This window comes from Rhizomicrobium electricum, assembly GCF_011762045.1.
In the GTDB taxonomy this organism is placed as follows: Bacteria; Pseudomonadota; Alphaproteobacteria; order Micropepsales; family Micropepsaceae; genus Rhizomicrobium; species Rhizomicrobium electricum.
Map to the genome: position 1 here is coordinate 582,540 of NZ_JAASQS010000001.1, position 20,473 is coordinate 603,012.

14 protein-coding genes are annotated in these 20,473 nt (G+C 63.5%); 4 read left to right on the top strand and 10 right to left on the bottom strand.

The window, feature by feature from the left end; all coding sequences use genetic code 11:
- Nucleotide 1 precedes the first annotated feature (1 nt).
- The 3 genes from FHS84_RS02490 to FHS84_RS02500 form a co-directional block, all read right to left on the bottom strand.
- Nucleotides 2-3,049, bottom strand: coding sequence for a TonB-dependent receptor domain-containing protein (locus tag FHS84_RS02490; RefSeq protein ID WP_166929949.1), 3,048 nt, complete (start codon nt 3,047-3,049; stop codon nt 2-4).
- A gap of 479 nt (nt 3,050-3,528) precedes the next feature.
- Entirely contained in the window at nt 3,529-4,128 is a 600-nt protein-coding gene (gene wrbA, locus FHS84_RS02495; RefSeq protein WP_166929951.1) for an NAD(P)H:quinone oxidoreductase, read from the bottom strand.
- A 23-nt stretch (nt 4,129-4,151) separates the two neighbouring features.
- Nucleotides 4,152-4,850: a pirin family protein gene (locus FHS84_RS02500; protein ID WP_166929953.1), complete on the bottom strand. Its 699-nt coding sequence runs from the start codon at nt 4,848-4,850 to the stop codon at nt 4,152-4,154.
- A gap of 111 nt (nt 4,851-4,961) precedes the next feature.
- Here FHS84_RS02500 and FHS84_RS02505 point away from each other — a divergent pair, with 111 nt between their 5' ends.
- The 4 genes from FHS84_RS02505 (at nt 4,962) to FHS84_RS02520 (ending at nt 12,718) form a co-directional block, all read left to right on the top strand.
- The gene (locus FHS84_RS02505) at nt 4,962-5,870 is read left to right on the top strand and encodes a LysR family transcriptional regulator (RefSeq protein ID WP_166929955.1); all 909 of its coding nucleotides are present in this window, start codon (nt 4,962-4,964) and stop codon (nt 5,868-5,870) included.
- A 144-nt stretch (nt 5,871-6,014) separates the two neighbouring features.
- Entirely contained in the window at nt 6,015-8,978 is a 2,964-nt protein-coding gene (locus FHS84_RS02510; protein WP_166929957.1) for an autotransporter outer membrane beta-barrel domain-containing protein, read from the top strand.
- 321 nt (nt 8,979-9,299) lie between these two features.
- Nucleotides 9,300-11,021: a ubiquinone-dependent pyruvate dehydrogenase gene (gene poxB, locus FHS84_RS02515; protein ID WP_166929959.1), complete on the top strand. Its 1,722-nt coding sequence runs from the start codon at nt 9,300-9,302 to the stop codon at nt 11,019-11,021.
- An 80-nt stretch (nt 11,022-11,101) separates the two neighbouring features.
- Nucleotides 11,102-12,718, top strand: coding sequence for an FAD-dependent oxidoreductase (locus FHS84_RS02520; protein WP_166929961.1), 1,617 nt, complete (start codon nt 11,102-11,104; stop codon nt 12,716-12,718).
- Here FHS84_RS02520 and FHS84_RS02525 read toward each other — a convergent pair whose 3' ends face one another.
- The 7 genes from FHS84_RS02525 to FHS84_RS02555 all read right to left on the bottom strand — a co-directional run bounded on the left by FHS84_RS02525 (nt 12,719) and on the right by FHS84_RS02555 (nt 20,360).
- Nucleotides 12,719-13,108 carry a hypothetical protein gene (locus FHS84_RS02525; RefSeq protein ID WP_166929963.1) on the bottom strand — a complete coding sequence of 130 codons (390 nt, stop codon included), beginning with the start codon at nt 13,106-13,108 and terminating at the stop codon, nt 12,719-12,721.
- A 58-nt stretch (nt 13,109-13,166) separates the two neighbouring features.
- Nucleotides 13,167-13,670, bottom strand: a complete 504-nt coding sequence (locus FHS84_RS02530) for a ferritin family protein (RefSeq protein WP_166929965.1) — start codon at nt 13,668-13,670, stop codon at nt 13,167-13,169.
- Nucleotides 13,671-13,772: 102 nt separating this feature from the next.
- On the bottom strand, nt 13,773-14,033 hold the full coding sequence (locus tag FHS84_RS02535; protein ID WP_166929967.1) for a SemiSWEET transporter: 261 nt from the start codon (nt 14,031-14,033) through the stop codon (nt 13,773-13,775).
- 167 nt (nt 14,034-14,200) lie between these two features.
- Nucleotides 14,201-14,878 carry a PEP-CTERM sorting domain-containing protein gene (locus FHS84_RS02540; protein ID WP_208393662.1) on the bottom strand — a complete coding sequence of 226 codons (678 nt, stop codon included), beginning with the start codon at nt 14,876-14,878 and terminating at the stop codon, nt 14,201-14,203.
- A 152-nt stretch (nt 14,879-15,030) separates the two neighbouring features.
- Entirely contained in the window at nt 15,031-17,472 is a 2,442-nt protein-coding gene (gene hrpB, locus FHS84_RS02545; RefSeq protein WP_166929971.1) for an ATP-dependent helicase HrpB, read from the bottom strand.
- Between the two features lie 166 nt (nt 17,473-17,638).
- Complete coding sequence (locus FHS84_RS02550; protein WP_166929973.1) at nt 17,639-18,988, bottom strand: sensor histidine kinase; 1,350 nt, start codon at nt 18,986-18,988, stop codon at nt 17,639-17,641.
- Nucleotides 18,978-20,360 (bottom strand): sigma-54-dependent transcriptional regulator, encoded by a 1,383-nt coding sequence (locus FHS84_RS02555; protein ID WP_166929975.1) that lies wholly within the window; start codon nt 20,358-20,360, stop codon nt 18,978-18,980. The genes FHS84_RS02550 and FHS84_RS02555 overlap by 11 nt, the downstream gene beginning before the upstream one ends.
- Nucleotides 20,361-20,473 lie beyond the last annotated feature (113 nt).

Sequence of the window (20,473 nt, forward strand, 5' to 3'; positions counted from 1 at the left end):
CTTACAGCTTCGCCGTGAGCGCCACAAACACCTGACGGCCCAAAAGGTCGTAGCTGTTGTAGACGTTGGGCGTGCCGGTGCCGGTGATCAGGTTCGAAATGATATGCGGATCGGAATCGAACAGATTGTTCATGCCGGCGCGCAACTGCAGCTCGTCGGTGACCTGCCAGGTCGCGGAGATATCGAAATAGTTCATCCCCGGAATGCGGGCATTGGCTGCATCGAACGAGCCGGAGGACAGGCCCGGCTGGTCGGTGTTGCTGTCGAGCGCCGACGGACCGAAATACCGCCACGTGATGGCGAAGGTGGCATCCCAAGGCGAATTCCAATTCAGCCGGAAGTGGTGACGCCAATCGGGCAGCGGGTTGCCGCAGGTATTGCCGAACAAGCCGGCGCAGTCATAGGCCGGGTTGGTCGAAACGTTCTGGGCCTTGGCCGTCATCGTGTAGGTGCCGGTCAGATGGAAGCCGACACTGCCCCATCCCGACAGCCCCACTTCCTCCAGACCCAACTGGTAATCGGTCTGCAGGTCGATGCCCGAATTGTTGAAATAGCCCGAGTTGACGAACGTCCCGTCGATATAGCCGCCGCCGGCCACCGTCGTGCCATAGAGCGTGCCCGCGGAAGTACGGTGGATCAGGCCGCAGAACTTGGGATCGCCGGTGTTGAGGCAGTTGTTGAGCGTGACGTTGATCGGGATGCCCTGGATGATGCCGTTGTAGACGTCGATCTTGTAGTAATCGACGCTGGCAACGAGGCCGGGGACCAGGCTCGGCGTGGCACTGAGGCCGATCGAGAAGGTCTTGGCCTTTTCCGGCGACAGGGCGGTATTGCCGCCGGTGAGAATGGCGCATTGCCCCGACGGGCACTGGCCGATCGCATTGGTGGTGCCGCCGTTGCCGTACTGGGCAGCCGTCACACCGGTACGCTGGCATTGCTGCAGCGTCGCCGTTGCAGGCATAAAGCCGCTGTCGGTCGTCGGCGCGCAAGGATCGACCGACACGATCGAGGTATTGGTGACCGATCGCGGCGTATAAGTCTCGAGCAGCGACGGCGCCCGGATCGCCACGTCATAGGACGTACGCAGCCGGATGTCCGCAATAGGCGACCATTGCAGGCCGACTTTCCAGGTGGTCGGACTGCGGTCGCCGGTATAGCGCGAGAACCGGATGCCCGCATCGATCGACAGGTCGTCGGCGAACGGCTGCTGCTGGGCCAGCGGCACGCGAATTTCGCCGTAGCCTTCCGTGACACTGATGGCATTGTCGATCGGAACGACGGAGCCGCCGAACCCGATCAGGTCGTTCGAACTCTCGGCGACGTCGCCAGCATAGGTCATCTTGTCCTTGCGGTTGGAAGCGCCGAACGCAACCTGAATACCGTCGGTGGCAAACGGCGACTTGATGCCGTAAGCACCGAGATCGCCGGTGATGTCGAGTTCGATGATCTCCTCGAACAGCGTGCCGCGCGACGTACCGTAGGTGGCCAGATAGGCCGTCTGTGCCGGCGTCACGCCGCCTTCGGTGAAGATGTTGTAGGGCACGCAGGACGTATCTTCGCCCGACAGCACCGATTTGCAGGTCGGAACGCCGCCGACCGAAACGACCTGCAGCGCCCGGTTGATCTTCTGGTTCGACAGGTAATTGCCGTTCATCTGATCGAGGGTCACGTAGTAGTAGGACCCGAAAGCGTCGTAGTGCCAGGCGCTGCCGATATCGCCTTTGAGGCCGACCACGCCGCGGTAGTTGAAGTGTTCGTACTGGCTATAGCGGCCGCCGCCTTCGATATTGCGCCGCCCGATTTCCATCGGCGTATTGTCGGTCGCGCCGAGACCCTGCCCGGTGCAGAACACGCCGACTTCCTGGGCGCTGAGCAGCGGGTTGTCGCAATTGACGAAGTAGTTCCCCGACCCGTCCGGCGAAAACGCGTTCGAGCCGCGGAACACTGCGGTCGGTGCGATCTGCTGGTAGGAGCGGTCGTTCATGAACTCGAATTCGGCATAGGGCTTGGCCCAACTCGCAAGATCGTAATGGCCGAACATCGCGCCGCTGAAGCGGGTATCCTGCCGCGACAGCGTCTCGTAGTCGTTGGAGTTGAACGAAGAATACGGACTGGAGCCGGCCACCGGTGCCAAAACCGCATTATGGCCGACGATCGAATAGACCGGCTGGGCCGGCAGCGTCTTAGGCTGGAAGAAGTTCGAGTTGCTCGATCCCGAGCAGTAGATGTCCGGATCGATGTTGATCTGGCAGGCCGCGAAGTCTCGGTTCTTCATCCACACCGGGTCGGCATTGCGGTAGCCGAGGAAGCCGGTGACGTTGCCTTTGCCGTCGGCGGTATTGGCGCCGATGGTGATCGAGGCCTGAATGGTACGCCCATCCCACACGTCTTCCGGCGCCTGCTGCAGCGGCCCTTGGGTATTGGCGGCGATGGTTTCACCGATCACCCGGCGCGCGAAGCTGTTGTCGTTGTGGTGCCAGTTGGCGCCGTACTGCATGTCGACCTGGACGCCTTGGAAATCCTGCTTGAGCACGAAATTCACGACGCCCGCCACGGCGTCGGAGCCGTAGGTCGACGACGCGCCGCCGGTCAGGACTTCCACCTTCTCGATCAGCGGCACCGGAATCTGGTCAAGGTCCGGCGCGGCGCCGGGATTGCCGGTGTTGGGATCGCCGACACCGAGGCGGCGTCCGTTCACCAGAACCAGCGTGCGCGTGGGACCGAGACCGCGCAGGTTCACCGTGGTCACGCCGCCGGGACCGGAAAGCGGATTGTTGGTGTTGGTGAAGTCGCCGGTGTTGCTGACGAAGGTTTGCGGCAGATCGTTGATCATGTCGGCGACATCGGTCGCGCCTTTGACCTGGAACTGCTCGTTGGTCACGGTCTGCACCGGACTGACCGAGGTCAGATTCGACGACATCGGAATGCGCGAGCCCGTCACCACGACGGTTTCCGTGGTCTGGGCAAGCGCAGGACACGCCAACATCAGCGCCGCCACGCTGGCGGCCCCCAACAGGCGGGTATGTGAGACAATCGTACGGTCGAACATTGCAATACTCCTCTCCAAGCGCCCCAGCCTGTTCGCAAGGCAGGATTACGCAGTGGGCAACGTTGCCGGATGGAGCGGAGCGATGGGCTAAAATCGCCGCCGGAACTGGAGACAGTTGCTCCGTACACGGCAGATGCTTGGCTGCGGAACGGCTATCGCACAGCAAATGCGGATCAAATGTGTTCGCCGGAGAGCGGCGGCGGCCGGACTGCGCCCGGCGGGCGGCTTCACGGCCCCAGTGCAAATCACTGGAGTAAAAAAGGAAACGCCGCTGCGAGAGGGTGCGAGACGAAGCGGCGGCGCGGTGCTCACGAGGGCGTGAAGACGCGCCCCCACAAGCTTTTCAACACAATCGTGCCCGCTTTCGGCGATGTTGCAGGAAAGCCGCGTCCCGCGAAAACAATGCATCACAAAAGACGAGAGCGCCCGCACGAATGCGAGCGCCCTCCGGTTCGTTGCCGTTGCAATCTTGCTTTCGGCTAGCCGTGCAGCTTCTTCGCCACCTCGGCGATCTTGCGGCCCTGATAGCGGGCGCCGGTCAGTTCGTTCTCGCTCGGCTGGCGCGAACCGTCGCCGCCCGCAATGGTCGAGGCGCCGTACGGCGAGCCGCCGGTGATCTCGTCGAGCGTCGTCTGCCCGGTGTGACCGTAATCGAGCCCGACCACCACCATGCCGAAGTGCAAGAGGTTGGTGATGATCGTGAACAGCGTCGTCTCCTGGCCGCCGTGCTGGGTGGCGGTCGAAGTGAAGGCACCGCCGACCTTGCCGTTGAGCGCGCCGCGCGCCCACAGCCCGCCGGCCTGGTCGAGGAAGTTCGCCATCTGCGAGGTCATGCGGCCGAAGCGCGTGCCGGTGCCGATGATGATCGCGTCGTACTCGGCGAGGTCCTCCACCTTGGCCACCGGCGCCTTCTGGTCGAGCTTGAAGTGCGACTTCGCCGCGATCTCCTGCGGTACCAGTTCGGGCACGCGCTTGATGTCGACGGCGGCGCCGGCTTCGCGCGCACCTTCGGCAACGGCTTCGGCCATTTTCTCGATATGGCCGTAGGACGAATAATAGAGAACCAGGACCTTAGGCATGACGAACTCCTTTTTGATCGTGTTTATGCGGCGTCCACGAGGACGATTTCGGACTCTTCAAGCGCTTTGACGGTGAGCGTCTCGACATCGCTGATGGCGGCGCCGTCGCGATGGTTCACCGTGACGCCGTTGACCTCGATCGCACCCACCGCGACAACCAGATAGCCGTGACGCGATGCACCGAGCTTGTATTCGGCGGTCTCGCCCTTCTTCAGCGTGGCGCCCACCACCCGCGCATCGGTACGGATCGGCAGCGCGTCGGTGTCACCGGGCAATCCGCTCGCCAGGGTGACGAAGCGCCCCGACCGGTCGGCTTTGGGGAACGGCTTGGTGCCCCAGGCCGGCGCACCGCCCTTCTCGCGCGGCAGGATCCAGATCTGGAACAGCGTCGTCTTGACCGGCTCGAGATTGTATTCGGCATGACGCACGCCGGTGCCGGCGCTCATCACCTGCACGTCGCCCGCTTCGGTACGGCCTTTGTTGCCCATCGAATCCTGATGGGTGATGGCGCCCTCGCGGACATAGGTGATGATTTCCATGTCGGCATGCGGGTGCGGCGGGAAGCCGGAATTCGGTCCGATCTCGTCGTCGTTCCAAACCCGGAGGTCGCCCCAGTGGACGCGCTCGGGATCGTAATAGTTGGCGAACGAGAAATGGTGGCGGGCATTGAGCCAGCCATGGTCGGCATGGCCGAGACTGTCAAAGCGTCTGACGTCGATCATAGAAAACTCCTGCGGGGATGACCCCGCCTTTCTGTTGCCGACGATAGTTATTGATCCTGCGCGCGAACAGAAATAGAAACAATCGAAATCCATTGTTTCCGGAAATATACCATGAGTGCCCTACCCGACCTCGAAGCCCTGGCGGTGTTCGCCAAAGTGGCGGAATTCCGCTCTTTTGCCCGCGCCGCGGCCGAACTGCAGTTGTCGAAGCCGACGGTGTCGAAAGCGGTGACGCGGCTGGAACAGCGGCTGCACGCGAGCCTGTTCAACCGCACCTCGCGCCGGCTGGCCCTGACCGAGGCGGGCGAAAAGCTGCTGGCGCGCGCCAGCGCCATGCTGGCGGAAGGGGAAGCAGCGGAAGCCGAGGCGCTCAACCAGTCGCAGGTGCCGCGCGGACGCTTGCGCATCGCCGCGCCGATGAGCTTCGGCATTCTGCATATCGCGCCGCTGTTGCCGGCGTTTTTCCGCCAGTATCCGGAGGTTTCCGTCGATCTGCAGCTTTCCGACGAGATCATCGATCTGGTCGGCGACGGCTTCGACGGCGCCATCCGCATCGCGGCGCTGCCGGATTCCTCGCTGGTGGCGCGGCGGTTGTGCGCCATGCCGGTCTATCTGGTGGCGGCGCCGTCGTATCTGAAGGCGCACGGACGGCCCAAGCATCCGATGCACTTAAGCGAGCACGCCGGCATCGCTTATTCCTATTCGCCGAACCAGGGCGTTTGGCAGTTCAAGAAGAAAAGCGGCGAAGTCGCGAGCGTACGGCCGGCCGGCCCCCTAAGCGTCAACAACGGCGAAGCCATGCTGCCCGCGATCCTGGCCGGCGTCGGTATTGCCGTTTTGCCGGAATTCATCGTGCGCGACGCGCTGGCGAAAAAGCAGGTCGAAATCCTGTTGCCCGAGTGGTCGCTCGGCGACGGCGCAGTTTACTGGGTAACCCCGTCCGGCGGACCGAAGCCGCAACGCGTCACCGTGATGGGCGATTTCCTGGCGAAGATGCTGGGGAAGAAGAAATCCGGCTGAGGCACTCGCGGGTTACGCGTCAGATTGCACCGTCCGATACCGGAGTGTGTTGATATTGCGTACGATGTGCAGTCCTGGATTTGATTACGGTCCCCCCAAAAAGAGGTGTAACCTAAGGTTGCATTTTTGCTCTTGGGGGCAACCATGCACTCCGAAAAACAATCGGCCTGCAGATCATTGTGCAATGCTGCCGCGACTGCGGCGCTGCTAGCGACCGGCGCCACGGCCGGTCCGACTCCGATCGACACCAACGCGCCCTATTACCTCGCCTCACAACTCGGCATTACGGTGTTGCCAGTCTTCAAGGGCGGCACGCTGCTGGTCGATCAGGAAGATGCGACCTACGCTCAGAATTTCCTACTGGAGAACTATAACGACAACACCATTTTTGTACCCACCACTGACGCCACCTTCTCCGGCGTCATCAGCGGTCCAGGCGGATTTATCAGAATCAGCCCTGGTAACAATGGTTCTCGGCTTCTGCTGACCGGCAACAATACATACACCGGGCTGACTCAAAATCGATCAGGCTCGCTTGTGATCGGCAACGGTGGAACTACGGGTTCTATCGCAGGAGATATCATAAATAACGGCTTGGTGACGTTTGCGCGTAGCGATATTTATACGTTCGCAGGTGGCATATCCGGCACTGGCAGTGTCCAACAATTCGGTGGCGCCGCTAACCTTGGCAACGCCGGCAAGTTGATTTTGAGCGGAACCAACACCTATTCCGGAGAGACGATTGTTTCCTACTCAACGATTGAGGCGGGCTCTCCCGACGCCTTTTCACCCCATTCCTGGTATTTTCTAGAGGGCGCAAGCTTCTACTATCGCGATTATATCAGCGTGCTCGACCTGAACGGCTTCAATGAGACGATCGGTAGCCTGAACGGCTATGGAGAAGTACACCTGGGCACCGGATCCCTCACAGTGAACTCCGGCGGCTCCTATCAAGGCGTCATCTCCGGAACCGGCGGATTGATCGTGGCAGGCGGCGTGCTCAACCTTTACGGCCGCAATACCTACAGTGGGGGAACAACCATCGCGGCCGGCGCCGAGTTATTCCTGGGGCTCACAGGAAACATCCATAACCCCGGCGCAATCGTCGGCAATATCGAGAACAACGGCACACTGACATTTGTCGATTCTGATGCTCCCAACATCTTCTCCGGAAACATCTCGGGCACCGGCTCGCTTGTGCTGGACGACCCGTCAGGCTTGGCTCTTCCCCAGGTACTTCTCACCGGGACGAACACTTATACCGGAGGGACTTTCCTTGGCGGATACATCTCCAAATACGGCGCTTGTGTTTGCGCAGAATTGCGGATTGGCAATGGCGGAACGACAGGCTCGATCGTCGGCAACGTGACCGACAATGGATATCTCATCTTCAACCGATCCGATTCCTACACGTTCTCCGGTAATGTTTCCGGCACAGGCTATCTGGTGCAGGAAGGCAGCGGCACACTGATCCTCACTGGCTCCAACACGTATACCAGCGGTACGCCCCGCTACACCGACTTTCCCCATGGCACGATGATCGCCATCGGAACTCTGCAACTCGGCGACGGCGGCACGACGGGTTCGATCGTCGGTGACGTCTATATTACCGGCTACGGCACGCTGGCGTTCAACCGCTCCAACACTTACATCTTCGCCGGCGCCATCTCCGGCAACGGTTCAGTGCAGCAGATTGGCGGCGGCACCACCATTCTAACGGGCACCAACACCTATACCGGCGGGACGACGATCTCGGCCGGCACACTTGTCGTGGGCGACACCGCGCATCCAGGCGCCAGCGTGACAGGAGACGTCGCCGTCAATGGCGGCAGCCTGAAGGGCCACGGCACCATTCACGGTATAGTGGCCAATATCGCCGGAAACGTGCAGCCGGGTTCGTCCATCGGTACACTGACGGTCACCAGCTATACCCAGACAGCCGCCGGCACACTGACGATCGAGATGACGCCGGGCACAATCTCGCAACTGGCAGTCACAGGCAATGCAGCGCTGAACGGAAAACTTCTGTTGCAGTTCGACTCCGGATCTTTCGGAGCGGATGATCAGACATTCCTGACCGCAGCGAGCGTGACCGGCGCCTTCACTACCGCGGAAGCGAGCGGTCTCCCTGCGGATTTGGCATACGGACTCGTTTACGAAACACAGGATGTGCGACTGATCACTCAGCCAAAAAAATCCGGCCAAGTCTATGGCGACCTCGTCACGACAACGATCGACACGGCCCATGCATTCGGCCTTTTGACGGTAGACCCGCCAGCAGAAGCCTGCAGCAGCGCAGCGTGCACGGACGTCACGTATTGGATTACAGGATTCGGCGAAGCCGGATCGCTCGACGCCGGATCGCCCCAAAGCGATGCCTTCAACACGCGGACACTGGGGATCGCGGCGGGAGCGGATTACAACTTCGCCGGCGGCACCACGATCGGCATGGTCGTGGGCTTCAGCCAATCTGCGCTGACGATTTCAAATGGCTGGGGCAAGGCACTGGTCAACACCACATCGGTAGCGGTACGCGGCAGGACCGGCGTGTTGAATGGACGTCTCGACGCCGACTTATATTACACCACGCACAACACCGCGGCCCATCGCGTTGTGGCCGGACGCGGTACCGCCTATGCCGAGCCGGACGGCGATGGCTATGGCGGGGTATTGCAGTTTTCCTACCCAGAACACTCCACTTTTTCCGCCTTTGGCCGCATCAGTTATGTGCGGATTACGCAAGCAGCCATGGCTGAACAAGGGCTTGGTGCCAACAACCTGTTCGCCGGGAGCAGCACGCATGCATCGGCGCGGGGGACTTTCGGCCTGCGTTTCGGCGACGTGTTTGATCTGGGCAACGGCGCGCGTTTTATCCCCGACGCATGGGCGGGCGTGGAAACCGAACTGGCGGACACGGAGCGCACACTGCAACTGCAGTTTGCCGACGGATCGTTCGAGGCTCCTCACGCCAGTCCGGAAAGTACCTTGTTCGTGGCAGGCGGAACACTCCGTCTTCAGATTGCACCGCTCACCATCGGACTGTGGGGCAACGGAAGGCTCGGCGATCGAGAACAAAGCGGCCGGATCGGCTTGAGTGTGGCGTTCTAGATCGTGATGTTGGCCGGCATGACCGGGACTGACCGGCTTCGACCGTGAAATTGCAGTGCGATGTTCCGAAAGACGATCATCGCCGTCGCTCTGCCCCACTTTTGCCATGCCACGAGCCATGCATTAGAATCATTCTAAATATGCAGAGAACGCGTTTGTGACGCGGCGTCATGGCGGCGTTTATTCGGACTCGAAATGCCGAACGCCCTGCCGTTTTCAGAACACCGCAACACGAAATTCGTTTTCGCGCCGATCTTCACCGGCCGCCGTGCGTTCGGGATTTTTATCGTTTCCGCTCCAACACACGGATGAAAGTGTCCTATGGCTGACAGCATTGCCTCCTTTATCGCCCGCACCCTGGCCGAAGCCGGCGTCGAACGCATTTGGGGCGTCACCGGCGACTCGCTCAACGGTCTTTCCGACAGCCTGCATCGCCAGAGGAAAATCCGCTGGATGGGCACGCGCCACGAAGAGGCCGCCGCGTTCGCTGCCGGTGCCGAAGCCCATATGACCGGCAAGCTCGCCGTGTGCGCGGGTTCGTGCGGACCGGGCAATCTGCATCTCATCAACGGCCTGTTCGACTGCCAGCGCAATCATGTGCCGGTGCTGGCGATCGCCGCGCACATTCCCTCGGCCGAAATCGGCTCGGGTTATTTCCAGGAGACGCACCCGCAAGAACTGTTCCGCGAATGCAGCGTCTACTGCGAACTCGTCACCAATCCCGAACAGATGCCGCGCGTGCTCGAAATCGCCATGCGCAGCGCCATCCTGAAAAAAGGCGTGGCGGTGATCGTGCTGCCAGGCGATATCGCATTGCAGGCGATGCCGGACGGCATCGACGTGCGCTGGACCACACCGCGCGATCCCATCGTGGTGCCGCCGGAAAACGAGCTCGACGCCCTCGCGGCGATGCTCAACGGATCCGACAAGATCACGCTTCTGGCCGGTGCCGGCTGCGCCGGTGCGCACGACGAAGTGTTGAAGCTTGCCGAGACGCTGAAGGCGCCGGTCGTCCATGCCTTGCGCGGCAAGGAGCATGTCGAACACGGCAATCCTTATGACGTGGGCATGACCGGACTGATCGGCTTCTCATCGGGCTATCACGCGATGGGCGCGGCCGAAACCCTGCTGGTGCTGGGTTCCTCGTTCCCCTATCGCGCGTTCTATCCGCATCACGCCCATATCGCCCAGATCGACACCCGCCCCGAAGCGCTGGGCGCCCATACCCAGATCGATCTCGGCCTGATCGGCGACATCAAGGCGACGATCAAGGCACTGCTGCCGCGGCTGAAGACCCACAAGGATCCGGCGTTCCTCACTCTGGCGCGCGAGCACTATGCCAAGGCCCGCAAGGACCTCGACGCGCTCGCCACCGACGACGGCGCCAAAGGCCAGATCCATCCGCAATACCTGGCCAGGCTCATCAGCGAGAAAGCAGCGGACGATGCCGTCTTCACCTGCGACGTCGGCACGCCGACGGTGTGGGCCGCGCGCTATCTCAAGATGAACGGCAAGCGCCGGCTGATCGGCTCGTTCACCCACGGCTCGATGGCCAATGCCATGTCGCAGGCGATCGGCGCCCAGGCGGTCGATCCCAAGCGGCAGGTGATCGCGATGTGCGGCGACGGCGGCTTCGCCATGCTGATGGGCGACATCCTTTCGCTGAAGCAGCTCGATCTGCCGGTGAAGATCGTGATCTTCCACAATCGCAGCCTCGGCTTCGTCGCCATGGAGATGAAAGCGGGCGGCTACATTTCGGACGACACCGATCTCAACAGCCCCGACTTCACCAAGGTCGCCGAAGCCATCGGCATCAAGGGCATCCGGGTTGAAGACGCCAAGGCCTTGCCGGAAGCGCTCGACGAGGCCCTCGCCCATCCGGGACCGGTGCTGGTCGACGTAATGACCGCCAAGCAGGAACTCGCCATGCCGCCGCAGATTACGCTGGAGCAGGCCAAGGGTTTCAGCCTCTATATGATGCGCGCCATCATCAACGGCCGCGGCGACGAACTGATCGAACTCGCCAAGACCAACTGGCGGTGACGGCCCGTCACGTTTTGCCCCGCGGTAGACCGACCGCATGAAATTGGTATGCTATGCACTCTTTTTTTCATGGAGAGTGCATGGCGGGGCAGACGATCATCGAACAGCGCCGGGCGCAGATGTTTCCGGTTCTCGGCGCCGACGAGATAGCGCGGCTGAAGCGGGCCGGCGCGGAGCGCGAATTTGCCGATGGGGAATACCTCGCCCACGCGGGCGACCGCGCCGATGCCTTCCTGGTGACGGACGGCGAACTCGTCATCAGCGGCCCCGGCGGCGATGTCATCGTAACGCACGGTCCCGGCTCATTCGCCGGGGAGCTGGCGCAATTGTCGGGCCGTCCCGCCCTCGTCGATGTCCGCGCCAAAGGCCGCACGCGGGTGGTGGCAATCGATCCGGCGGAACTGCGCCAAATCCTCATCAGCGAAGCCGAACTCGGCGAACGCATCATGCGGGCGCTGATCCTGAGACGCGTCGGCCTGCTCGAACAGGGTACGGGCGGACCGATCATCGTCGGCGCGGAGGACAGCGGCGATGTCTTGCGCCTGCAAGGCTTCCTCACCCGCAACGGTCACCCGTTCCAACGGCTCGATCCGGCAAGCGACGGCGGCGCAAGTGCCATTCTCGACAAATACGCTGCGGAGCCGGGAGATCTGCCGATCGTTCTGTGCCCCGACGGTTCGGTGTTGCGCAATCCCACCGAACACCAGCTCGCGCGCTGCATCGGCCTTCTCCAGGCGATCGATCCCGCCAAAGTCTACGACGTTGCCATCGTCGGCGCCGGACCCGCGGGATTGGCGGCTGCGGTCTATGCCGGTTCGGAAGGGCTTTCCGCCATCGTGCTCGACTGCCGCGCTTTCGGCGGACAGGCCGGCGCCTCGGCGCGGATCGAAAACTATCTCGGCTTTCCCACCGGCATTTCCGGCATGGCGCTGATGGCGCGCGCCTACAATCAGGCGCAGAAGTTCGGCGTCGAAATGGCCATTCCCGACGAAGTGCAGTCGCTCCACCGCGGCGAAGGCGAATTCGCTTTGAAGCTCGCCAGCGGCAGCAGCCTCAAGGCCCGCTCGGTCATCGTGGCGACCGGCGCGCGCTATCGCCAGCTTGCGCTCGGCAACCTGTCCGAATTCGACGGCTCGAGCGTGCACTACTGGGCGTCGCCGCTGGAAGCGCGGTTATGCAAGAACCAGGACGTGGCTCTGGTCGGCGCGGGGAATTCGGCCGGTCAGGCGGCGGTGTATCTCGCCGGACATGCCGCCAAAGTCTGGGTGATCGCGAGGCGAGGCCTGGACGCGACCATGTCGCGCTATCTGATCGACCGCATTGCGGCGCAGCCGAATATCGAAGTGGTGACGGGGGCAGAGATAACCGCGCTGGAAGGCAACAGCGGGATGCTGCGGACCGTACGCTGGAAGAACCGGGACGGCGGGGAAACCGCGAAGGCCATCGCGCACCTCTTCCTCTTCATCGGCGCCCAGCCCAATACCGACTGGCTGGCGGCGTCGGGCATCCGGCTGTGCGAGAAAGGCTTCATCGCCGCCGACGGCCGCCACGAAGGCAGTCCGCTCGATACCTCGATGCCCGGTGTCTATGCGATCGGCGATGTGCGGTCGGGCTCGATCAAGCGGGTGGCATCGGCGGTCGGTGAAGGCGCGGCCGTGGTGGCGCGCATTCACCGCTATCTCGCCGACGCCGCTTAGCTACTGTCCTTTCGCTGCCGGGAGGGAAACGACCTGATCGGCCGTCATGGTGGTGCGCAGCTTGCCGTTGAAGGGCACGTAGCGAACCTGCGCCGGGGTCAAGGCCACCACCTTCTGCGGCGACTTCAATTGCACTTCGAGACGACCGACCAAGCCGGAATCGCTGGTCACGACGCGCTGGACTTCGCCGATGGGCTTGCCCTGAGCATCTTCGACCTTGGCTTCGCTGAGGGTGTCGGAAGGATTGACGACTTCGGAAATGTCGACCGTCTTCGCGGTCGAAGCCGCACGCGGGGCGTTGGCCGCCTGTTTCATCGCAGCCGCATTACCGGCCCACGCAACTCCGCCCAGCAGCATCGTTGTGACAAAAAAGGTCGTGGCGACACGCATTCTGGTGCTCCTCGAAGGTTCGAAGAAGCAATGCGCGCCGCGCGCGACGGTTCCGGGTTTACGCGATTTCGATGTAGCGGTCGGCCTTGCAGCCGCAGACCGGGCAATCGTCTTCGACATCGCCGATCACGGTGTGGCCGCATACCGGGCAGACCCGCACTTTGGCGTCGGCGAGGTCCTTGCCTTCCGTGACCGCGGCGATGGCCTGGCCGTACAGCTCGTAGTGCACCTTCTCGACTTCGAGCGCGAAGTGCATCGAGCGGGCGGCTTTCTTGTCGCCGTCGGTTTCAGCGTCCGCGATCATCGGCGGATACATGGTGGTGATCTCGTAGTCCTCGCCGCCCTGCGCATCCATGAGATTGTCGATGGTCGCCTTGATGCCGCCTTCGAGCGCCTTCAAGTGGTTGCGGGCGTGGATCGACTCCGCCGCCGCCACGCCGCGAAAGAGGCGCGCCACGACAGGATAGCCGTCGCGCTCGGCCTTCTCGGCATACGCGAGGTACTTCTGGTTGGCCTGGCTCTCGCCAGCAAACGCCGTCTTCAGATTGCCTTTGGTGCTCACGACAGTCTCCCTCGCACATCGTAGAATCAGTATTAGAACGATGAGACGAGTGCAGCCGCAGCGACAGCAGGCATAATGGCGCGCGGCGCGCCCAGCCGCGCCCTAACCGTGTCGCAACTTGAAGATGAGAATGATGCTCGTCATGACCAGCGCGGAGCCGTTGCACAGAATGATCGGCAGATCGTGGATCGAGAAGCCGTAGACCAGCCAGCACAGAAGTCCGACCGTCATCACCAGGAACATGGCGAGCGAAATGTCCTTGGTCTGCCGCGTCCGCCAAACCCGGATCACCTGCGGCAGATAGGCAGCGGTGGTGCAGAAGGCGGCGGCGAAGCCGAAGAACTGGATCAGCGCAGGGGTCATGGGGCAGCGTCGGAGTTTTGCGATTCAGGCGCATTCCTTAGCAGTCGCGTCGTGCCGCCAGTAGCCGCGACGCCGCCGCAGCGGCCATGCGCAAAAAGCTCCCCGAAACGCAAAAAGGCCAAGGAGACCGCAACGCGGCTCTCCTTGACCTTCGCGAGATACGACCGTCAGCCCTTGCGACGACGGGCAGCGCCGATGCCGGCCAGTCCGGCGCAGAGCAGCAGAAGCGTCGCCGGCTCGGGCACGTCCGGCGGCGGATTGTTCGAGCCGCCCTGATCGAGGCCGTCAAACCGGACCTGCTTCACATCGACGATGTTGCCGTCCGTGAAGGTGTCGCGGCCATGCCCGTAGGTGCCGAGGCCGGACGTGGTGAAGCTGATCCAGGTGAAGTTGTCGCCCGAGATCGTGAAGAAGTTGTTGCCCGCGCCGTCGAGCGCAAACGGAACCGAGACGTCACCGAGATTGCTGGCGAACGACACCATGCCATCGCTCTGCGCCTCGATGTTGAAGATCAGAGTCGAGAACGTATGCCCGACAAGGCCGATGGTCAGATTGGTGAAGCCCGGACCGTTGCCGGCCGCCGGGATGATCTTGGCCTGGCCGCCGGCGCCGAAATCGATCTGCCCGTCGGTGGTCGAGAAACTCACGCCGGCAGAGTGATCCGTGTTGAGGCAACCGAAGATCGAAGCGCCCGGCGCCCCGGTCGGCGCGCTGCAGGCGGCACTGATGGCGTTGATGCCCGTTCCGCCGCCGCTGGCCGCCACGATCATGGTGGCAGACGCAGGACCAGCAAATAATGCCGCGGCAGAAAACGCGACGGCCGCGAGCGTAGAGAAGCGAAGCATGGCTGATGGTCTCCCGAGATGTTGAGTCATCTCAGCAAGCCCAATGCCACGCGGAAGACGTTACGGAATGGAACTCTGAATCGACGTCAAGTTCCGGTTTTGTAAAGTTCGATGACATTTGTTGCCCTCGACGGGCAATGGTCTTCGCCGGATTACGGTAATAGCGGATTTTCCGGCCAGTTGTGCTTGGGATAGCGACCGCGCATGTCGCGGCGGGCATCGGCCCAGGCGCCTTTCCAGAAGCCCGCAATATCGGCTGTCAGTGCAATCGGCCGCCCCGCCGGCGACAGCAGCGCCAGCCGCAACGGCACGCGTCCCCCCGCCAGCTTGGGTGTTTCGGCCAAGCCATAGAAGTACTGGGCGCGGGCGGCGGCGATCGGAACCGGCTCGGTGTAATCCACGGCCGCGCGCCCGTGCGGGAGCGCCAGATGCGTCGGCAATTCCTTATCGAGCCGATTTTTCAGCGACCAATCCAAACGGCCGAGCAGCATGGCGCCGAGATCGAGCGCTGCGAGATCGGCAAGCCGCGTCAGCCCGAAGAGATGCGGCCCCAACCACTCCGAAAGGCTTGCAATCAGACTTGCGTCATCCGACGCCGGCCAGATCGCGGGCTCCAGCCCATGCATGAGAGACAGGCGCGCCTGAAGATTGCGCGCGCCGTCCGTCCACGGAAGACGTGCCGGATCGCTCCGCACGGCCTCCAGCAACACCGACGCCGCCTCGGCCGGATCGGGCGGCGCGGAGCGTTCTTCCAGCACCAGAGCGCCCAGGCATTTGCGACGGCGCGCCAATACGCTGCCGGTGGCGGGATCGAGACTCGTTTCCACCGTCTCTTCGATCCGCGCGGCGAGCGCGGCCGGCAACTCCGCGCCATCGAGCGGTGCAGCCATGGTGATGCGCGGCGATGTTTTCATCTCCAGTGCCGCGACGGCGAGGAGCCCTGCTTTGGCGAGCGGATCGGTGACGGGAAGCCGCGCTCCGCCGCCGCCGGAAAGACGAAAACTCCCAGGCTCGTTGCGACGCTGGGCCAGCCGGTCGGGAAATGCCGCGGCGATGAGAGGTGCCGGATTGCCCGCCGCGGTGCGCGCCGCGCCGATGCCGAGACGGCTGCGATACTGCTTGGCCGCCTGGCGGATGCCGTGAATCGCATTGCGGTCCGCACCGGCGGCGGACGAAGGATCTTCGATGGCCTCGAGCCGCGCCATGATGTCGGCCGGCGCATCGACGCCGGCACGCAACGGATCGCGGGCCTCGAGCAACGCCGCGATATCGCAGGCGCGGGCGGCTTCCGCAGCATTGTCCGCGGCCAGCATCATGGCGGAAAGACGCGGATGCGCGCCCAGTGCATTCATCCGCTTTCCGAGCGGCGTCACGGCACCCGTCTCGTCCATCGCGCCAAGCTCCACAAGCAGCGCACGGGCAGCCGCGACTGCGCCTTCCGGCGGCGCGTCGAGAAAAGCGAGTTTGTCCGGCGGCGTGCCCCAGGTGGCGCATTCCAGCACCAGACCGGACAATTCCGCATCCAAGATCTCCGGCCTGTCGTAGAGGCGCAGCCCGCGATGCGCCGCTTCCGTCCAAAGCCGGACCGCAATGCCGGGCGCCTCACGGCCGGCACGGCCCGCTCGCTGATCGGCCACCGCGCGGCTGACACGCTCGGTCGTAAGCCGGGTCAGGCCGCTCGCCGGATCGAACCGCGGGGCGCGGCGATAGCCGCCGTCGATGACGATCCGTACCCCCGGCACGGTGAGCGAGGTTTCGGCAATGGATGTCGCCAGCACAATGCGGCGGCCTTCGGCGGGCCTGAGCGCCATGTCCTGCGCCGCTGGCGGCAGATCGCCATGCAGCGGCAGCACTGTGGCATCGATGCCGTCGAGCGCCGTTTCGGTGCGGCGGATTTCCGCCATGCCCGGCAGAAACGCGAGAATGTCGCCCGGCGCTTCGGCAAACGCGCCGCGAATGGCGCGGGCCATCGTTGCGGGTAGATCCCGCAGGGTCTGAAGATCGCGCGCGGCGTGGCGTACCTCGACCGGATACATCCGCCCGGCGCTTTCGACGATGGTGCCGGACATGATCGCCGACAAACGGGCGCCATCGAGGGTCGCCGACATCGCCAGCAGCCTGAGGTCCGGCCGCAGCATCGCCTGCGCATCGAGGCACAACGCCAGCGCCAGATCGGCATCCAGCGACCGTTCGTGAATTTCATCGAGGATAACGGCGGCTACGCCCTCCAGCCCCGGATCGCCGGAAAGGCGGCGGACGAACAGGCCGGTCGTCACCACCTCGATGCGGGTTTTGGACGACACCGCGCTTTCGAGACGGGTGCGAAAGCCCACCGTCTGGCCCACCGCCTCGCCGATCAGACTGGCCATGCGGCTGGCGGCGGCCCGCGTGGCCAGCCGGCGCGGTTCGAGCATCAGGATGCGGCCCCGGTCCATCGGCTGAGCCCCCAACAGCGCCAGCGGCACGCAGGTGGTCTTGCCGGCACCGGGCGGGGCGACGAGCACGGCATTGGATTGCTCCCCCAGCACGGCCATGAGGCGCGGCAGGCACTCCGTGATCGGCAGGTCGGGGATCGTGAAACGCGGCGACGGCATGATCCGGTACTAGAGCATTTCCGGTTCCGCGGAAACCGGCCACCGGGCCGGAGCCGGGCGTGCATCGACGTCGCCCGATGGCGCGTGCCGGGGCCGCGTGCGGGTTCCAGCGGGGGGCCTCGAGCCGGTGCTTCAGCCTGCTTCAGGCCCGCCAGCTTCGCTCGCGTCAAAACGTGAGCTTGAAGGTCGCGCCACCGCCGGGCGTTTCGGACAGAACGACGGAAGCCCCGTGCACCGCGGCGATTTGACGAACGAGTGTCAAGCCGACGCCGGTGCCTTCGCGCTTGGTCGTGTAGAACGGCGCGAAAATATTCTCGCGCTGCTCGGCGGCGATGCCGGGGCCGTTGTCGCTGACGGTGATCAGTACCTGCCCGCTTGGTGTCCGTTGTGCCGCCAAGACGATCTTGGCATCGGGTCGGCCGCGAAGAGCATCCAAGGCATTGCGCAAGAGATTGATCAGCGCCTGATCGAGCAGAACCGCGTCGGCCGTGACTTCGAGCGTCTCCGGCTCGACCGGGGTCGTGAAGGCAATGCCATTGGCTTCCAGCTCCGGCGCAATCAAGCTGTGCAGGCGGACGAAGACGCGGCGCACCGAAAGCCGCTCCGGACGGGCGGTGAGCCGGTGGGTCAACCGACGATGGCTCTGCACGAATTGCAAGAGTCCTTCGCTGCGCTTGGCGACCGTGGCGAGCGCCATGGCTGCCTCGTCGAGGTGTTCGCGGCTTGGCGTGTCCGCCGGAAGATCGCGCGCAGCCTCCTCGACCAGATCGCGCGCGGTTGCCGCCAGCGAGGTCATCGGCGTCAGCGAGTTCATCACTTCGTGCGCCATGGTGCGGATCACCGTCTGCCACGCGGCAAGTTCCTGGGCGCTGAGTTCGTTGGCGATATTCTGCAGCGACAACAGGCGGCGCTTGCTGCCGTTCGTCACGAATTCGGTGGCGGCGATCTTGAGATGCAACGGCCCCGAGCCGCGTTCGATCGGAACCAGCGCGCTGTCGCCGGGCTTCAGGCTGGCGATGCCGGCCGCAAAGGCTTCGCCGAAAGGCTGAAAATCGCGCACCGTTTTGACCGGCGTTTCGAACAGCCGGCGGGCGGCGGGATTGAGCTGCTCCACGGTTCCGTCCGGCGCAATGGCAACGAGCGCAACCGGCATATGATCGAGCAGCGTCTGCAGCAAGCGCCTTTGCTCCTCGCGTTCGCTGCGGCTGGCCCGCAGCATCGCCATCACCCGCGCCATTGCCTTGCCGAGATCCTGCGATGCGCCATCCTGGGAAAAGCCCGCAAAACTTTGGGTGACGTCTTCGTATGTCAGCGCATCCAGAAAGCGCGCGGTTTCGCGGCTGGCGCGCGCAGCATATCGGGCGAGAAAGACGGCCTCGGCGACCGCCGCTGTGAGAACCAGCACGCCGGTCGCGATCCAGGATGTAGCGAGGACGATCCAGGCGAACACGAACAAGGTCAGCGCCAACAAGGCTGTGCGCACGCCGATTTCGGCCTGGAAGCGGCTACAGACCATATTTCTGCATCCGGCGATAAAGCGAGGCGCGCGTCAGACCCAGGGACTGCGCGGCGCGGCTGACATTGCCCTCATGCTGCGACAAAGCTTGCTGGATCGTGTTGCGCTCGACGCTGCCGAGATTGAGACCGTCGTTGGCGGCATCGCCCTGCGCCGGCCGCGGTTCGCGCGGCAGGGAGAAATCCTCCGCTTCCAAGGCGGTGCCTTCGCTCAGGATGACGGCGCGCTCGACGGCGTGGCGCAAGGCGCGGACATTGCCGGGCCAGTCGAACGCGGTCAGACGCTCCAGGGCATCGGCGGTCAAGCGCTTGCGCGGCAAATTGTATTTCTGCGCATAGAGCGCGATGAAATGCTCGAGCAGCAGCGGAATGTCTTCGCGGCGCTGGCGCAGCGGCGGCAAGGTGATCTCGACCGTGTTGATGCGATAGAGCAGATCGGTGCGAAAGACGCGCTCGTCGGCGAGCTGTTGCGGCGGCAGGTTGGTCGCCGAAATCAGGCGGACGTCGATCGCTTCGGCGCGGTCGCTGCCGACCGGCACCACTTCCCGCCGCTCCAGCGCCGTCAGAAGCTTGGTCTGAAGATGCAGCGGCACGTTGCCGATTTCGTCGAGAAACAGCGTACCGCCGGTGGCGGCCCGGAAGCGGCCGATGCGGTCATCCTTGGCGTCGGTGAAGGCGCCGCGGCGGTGGCCGAACAATTCGCTCTCGAACAAGGCCGCGGACACCGAGCCGAGGTCGACCCGCAGGAAGACTTCGCTCGCCCGCACCGATTGGCGATGAATCTCGCGGGCGACCAGCTCCTTGCCGGTGCCGTTCTCGCCGAGGATCAGCACATTGGCGCTGGTGGGGGCGGCCTTGCGGATCAGATCGAACACCTTGCGCATGGCGGGCGAGCCGCCGATCAAGGCGCTGTCGGAATGGGTGGCGGCGGCAAGACCGCGCGTGCGGGTGCGCAATTCTCCGGCTTCGCTGCGAGCGCGGCTGAGATTGGCGGCTGCGACCAGGGTCGCAATCAGACGTTCGTTTTCCCACGGCTTGACGACGAAATCGGCGGCGCCTTGCTTCATCGCCTTCACCGCCAGTTCCATATCGCCATGCGCGGTCACCAGAACGACGACGGCCTGCGGATCAATCACCAGAACGCGTGCCAGCCACGACAATCCTTCAACACCGCTGTCGGCGCCGCGAGCGAAATTCATATCCAGAAGCAGAACATCAAAACTGCCTTGGCGCGTCTTTTCCGGCAGGTCGGCCGGATTGCGTGTGGTCTCGACCGACGCGAAATGGCGCTTCAGCAGCAAGCGGGCGGCCAGAAGCACGTCTTCTTCGTCGTCCACGACAAGGATGCGCGCTGGGTTCACGAGACTGTTCATTTCCGGACACTACCCAAGCGGAACTGTACGGTATCGCGCAGTCGTGCGAAAGGGGTGTTTCGCTAAGTCATTGATTTTCAAAGGATCAGATTTGGCATGTGGCTTGCCCTTAG

Excerpts from the sequence above, each read along its gene's own strand:
- FHS84_RS02490 (WP_166929949.1), bottom strand. The coding sequence starts at position 3,049 with ATGTTCGACCGTACGATTGTCTCACATACCCGCCTGTTGGGGGCCGCC.
- wrbA (WP_166929951.1), bottom strand. The coding sequence starts at position 4,128 with ATGCCTAAGGTCCTGGTTCTCTATTATTCGTCCTACGGCCATATCGAG.
- FHS84_RS02500 (WP_166929953.1), bottom strand. The coding sequence starts at position 4,850 with ATGATCGACGTCAGACGCTTTGACAGTCTCGGCCATGCCGACCATGGC.
- FHS84_RS02505 (WP_166929955.1), top strand. The coding sequence starts at position 4,962 with ATGAGTGCCCTACCCGACCTCGAAGCCCTGGCGGTGTTCGCCAAAGTG.
- FHS84_RS02510 (WP_166929957.1), top strand. The coding sequence starts at position 6,015 with ATGCACTCCGAAAAACAATCGGCCTGCAGATCATTGTGCAATGCTGCC.
- poxB (WP_166929959.1), top strand. The coding sequence starts at position 9,300 with ATGGCTGACAGCATTGCCTCCTTTATCGCCCGCACCCTGGCCGAAGCC.
- FHS84_RS02520 (WP_166929961.1), top strand. The coding sequence starts at position 11,102 with ATGGCGGGGCAGACGATCATCGAACAGCGCCGGGCGCAGATGTTTCCG.
- FHS84_RS02525 (WP_166929963.1), bottom strand. The coding sequence starts at position 13,108 with ATGCGTGTCGCCACGACCTTTTTTGTCACAACGATGCTGCTGGGCGGA.
- FHS84_RS02535 (WP_166929967.1), bottom strand. The coding sequence starts at position 14,033 with ATGACCCCTGCGCTGATCCAGTTCTTCGGCTTCGCCGCCGCCTTCTGC.
- FHS84_RS02540 (WP_208393662.1), bottom strand. The coding sequence starts at position 14,878 with ATGCTTCGCTTCTCTACGCTCGCGGCCGTCGCGTTTTCTGCCGCGGCA.
- hrpB (WP_166929971.1), bottom strand. The coding sequence starts at position 17,472 with ATGCCGTCGCCGCGTTTCACGATCCCCGACCTGCCGATCACGGAGTGC.
- FHS84_RS02550 (WP_166929973.1), bottom strand. The coding sequence starts at position 18,988 with ATGGTCTGTAGCCGCTTCCAGGCCGAAATCGGCGTGCGCACAGCCTTG.
- FHS84_RS02555 (WP_166929975.1), bottom strand. The coding sequence starts at position 20,360 with ATGAACAGTCTCGTGAACCCAGCGCGCATCCTTGTCGTGGACGACGAA.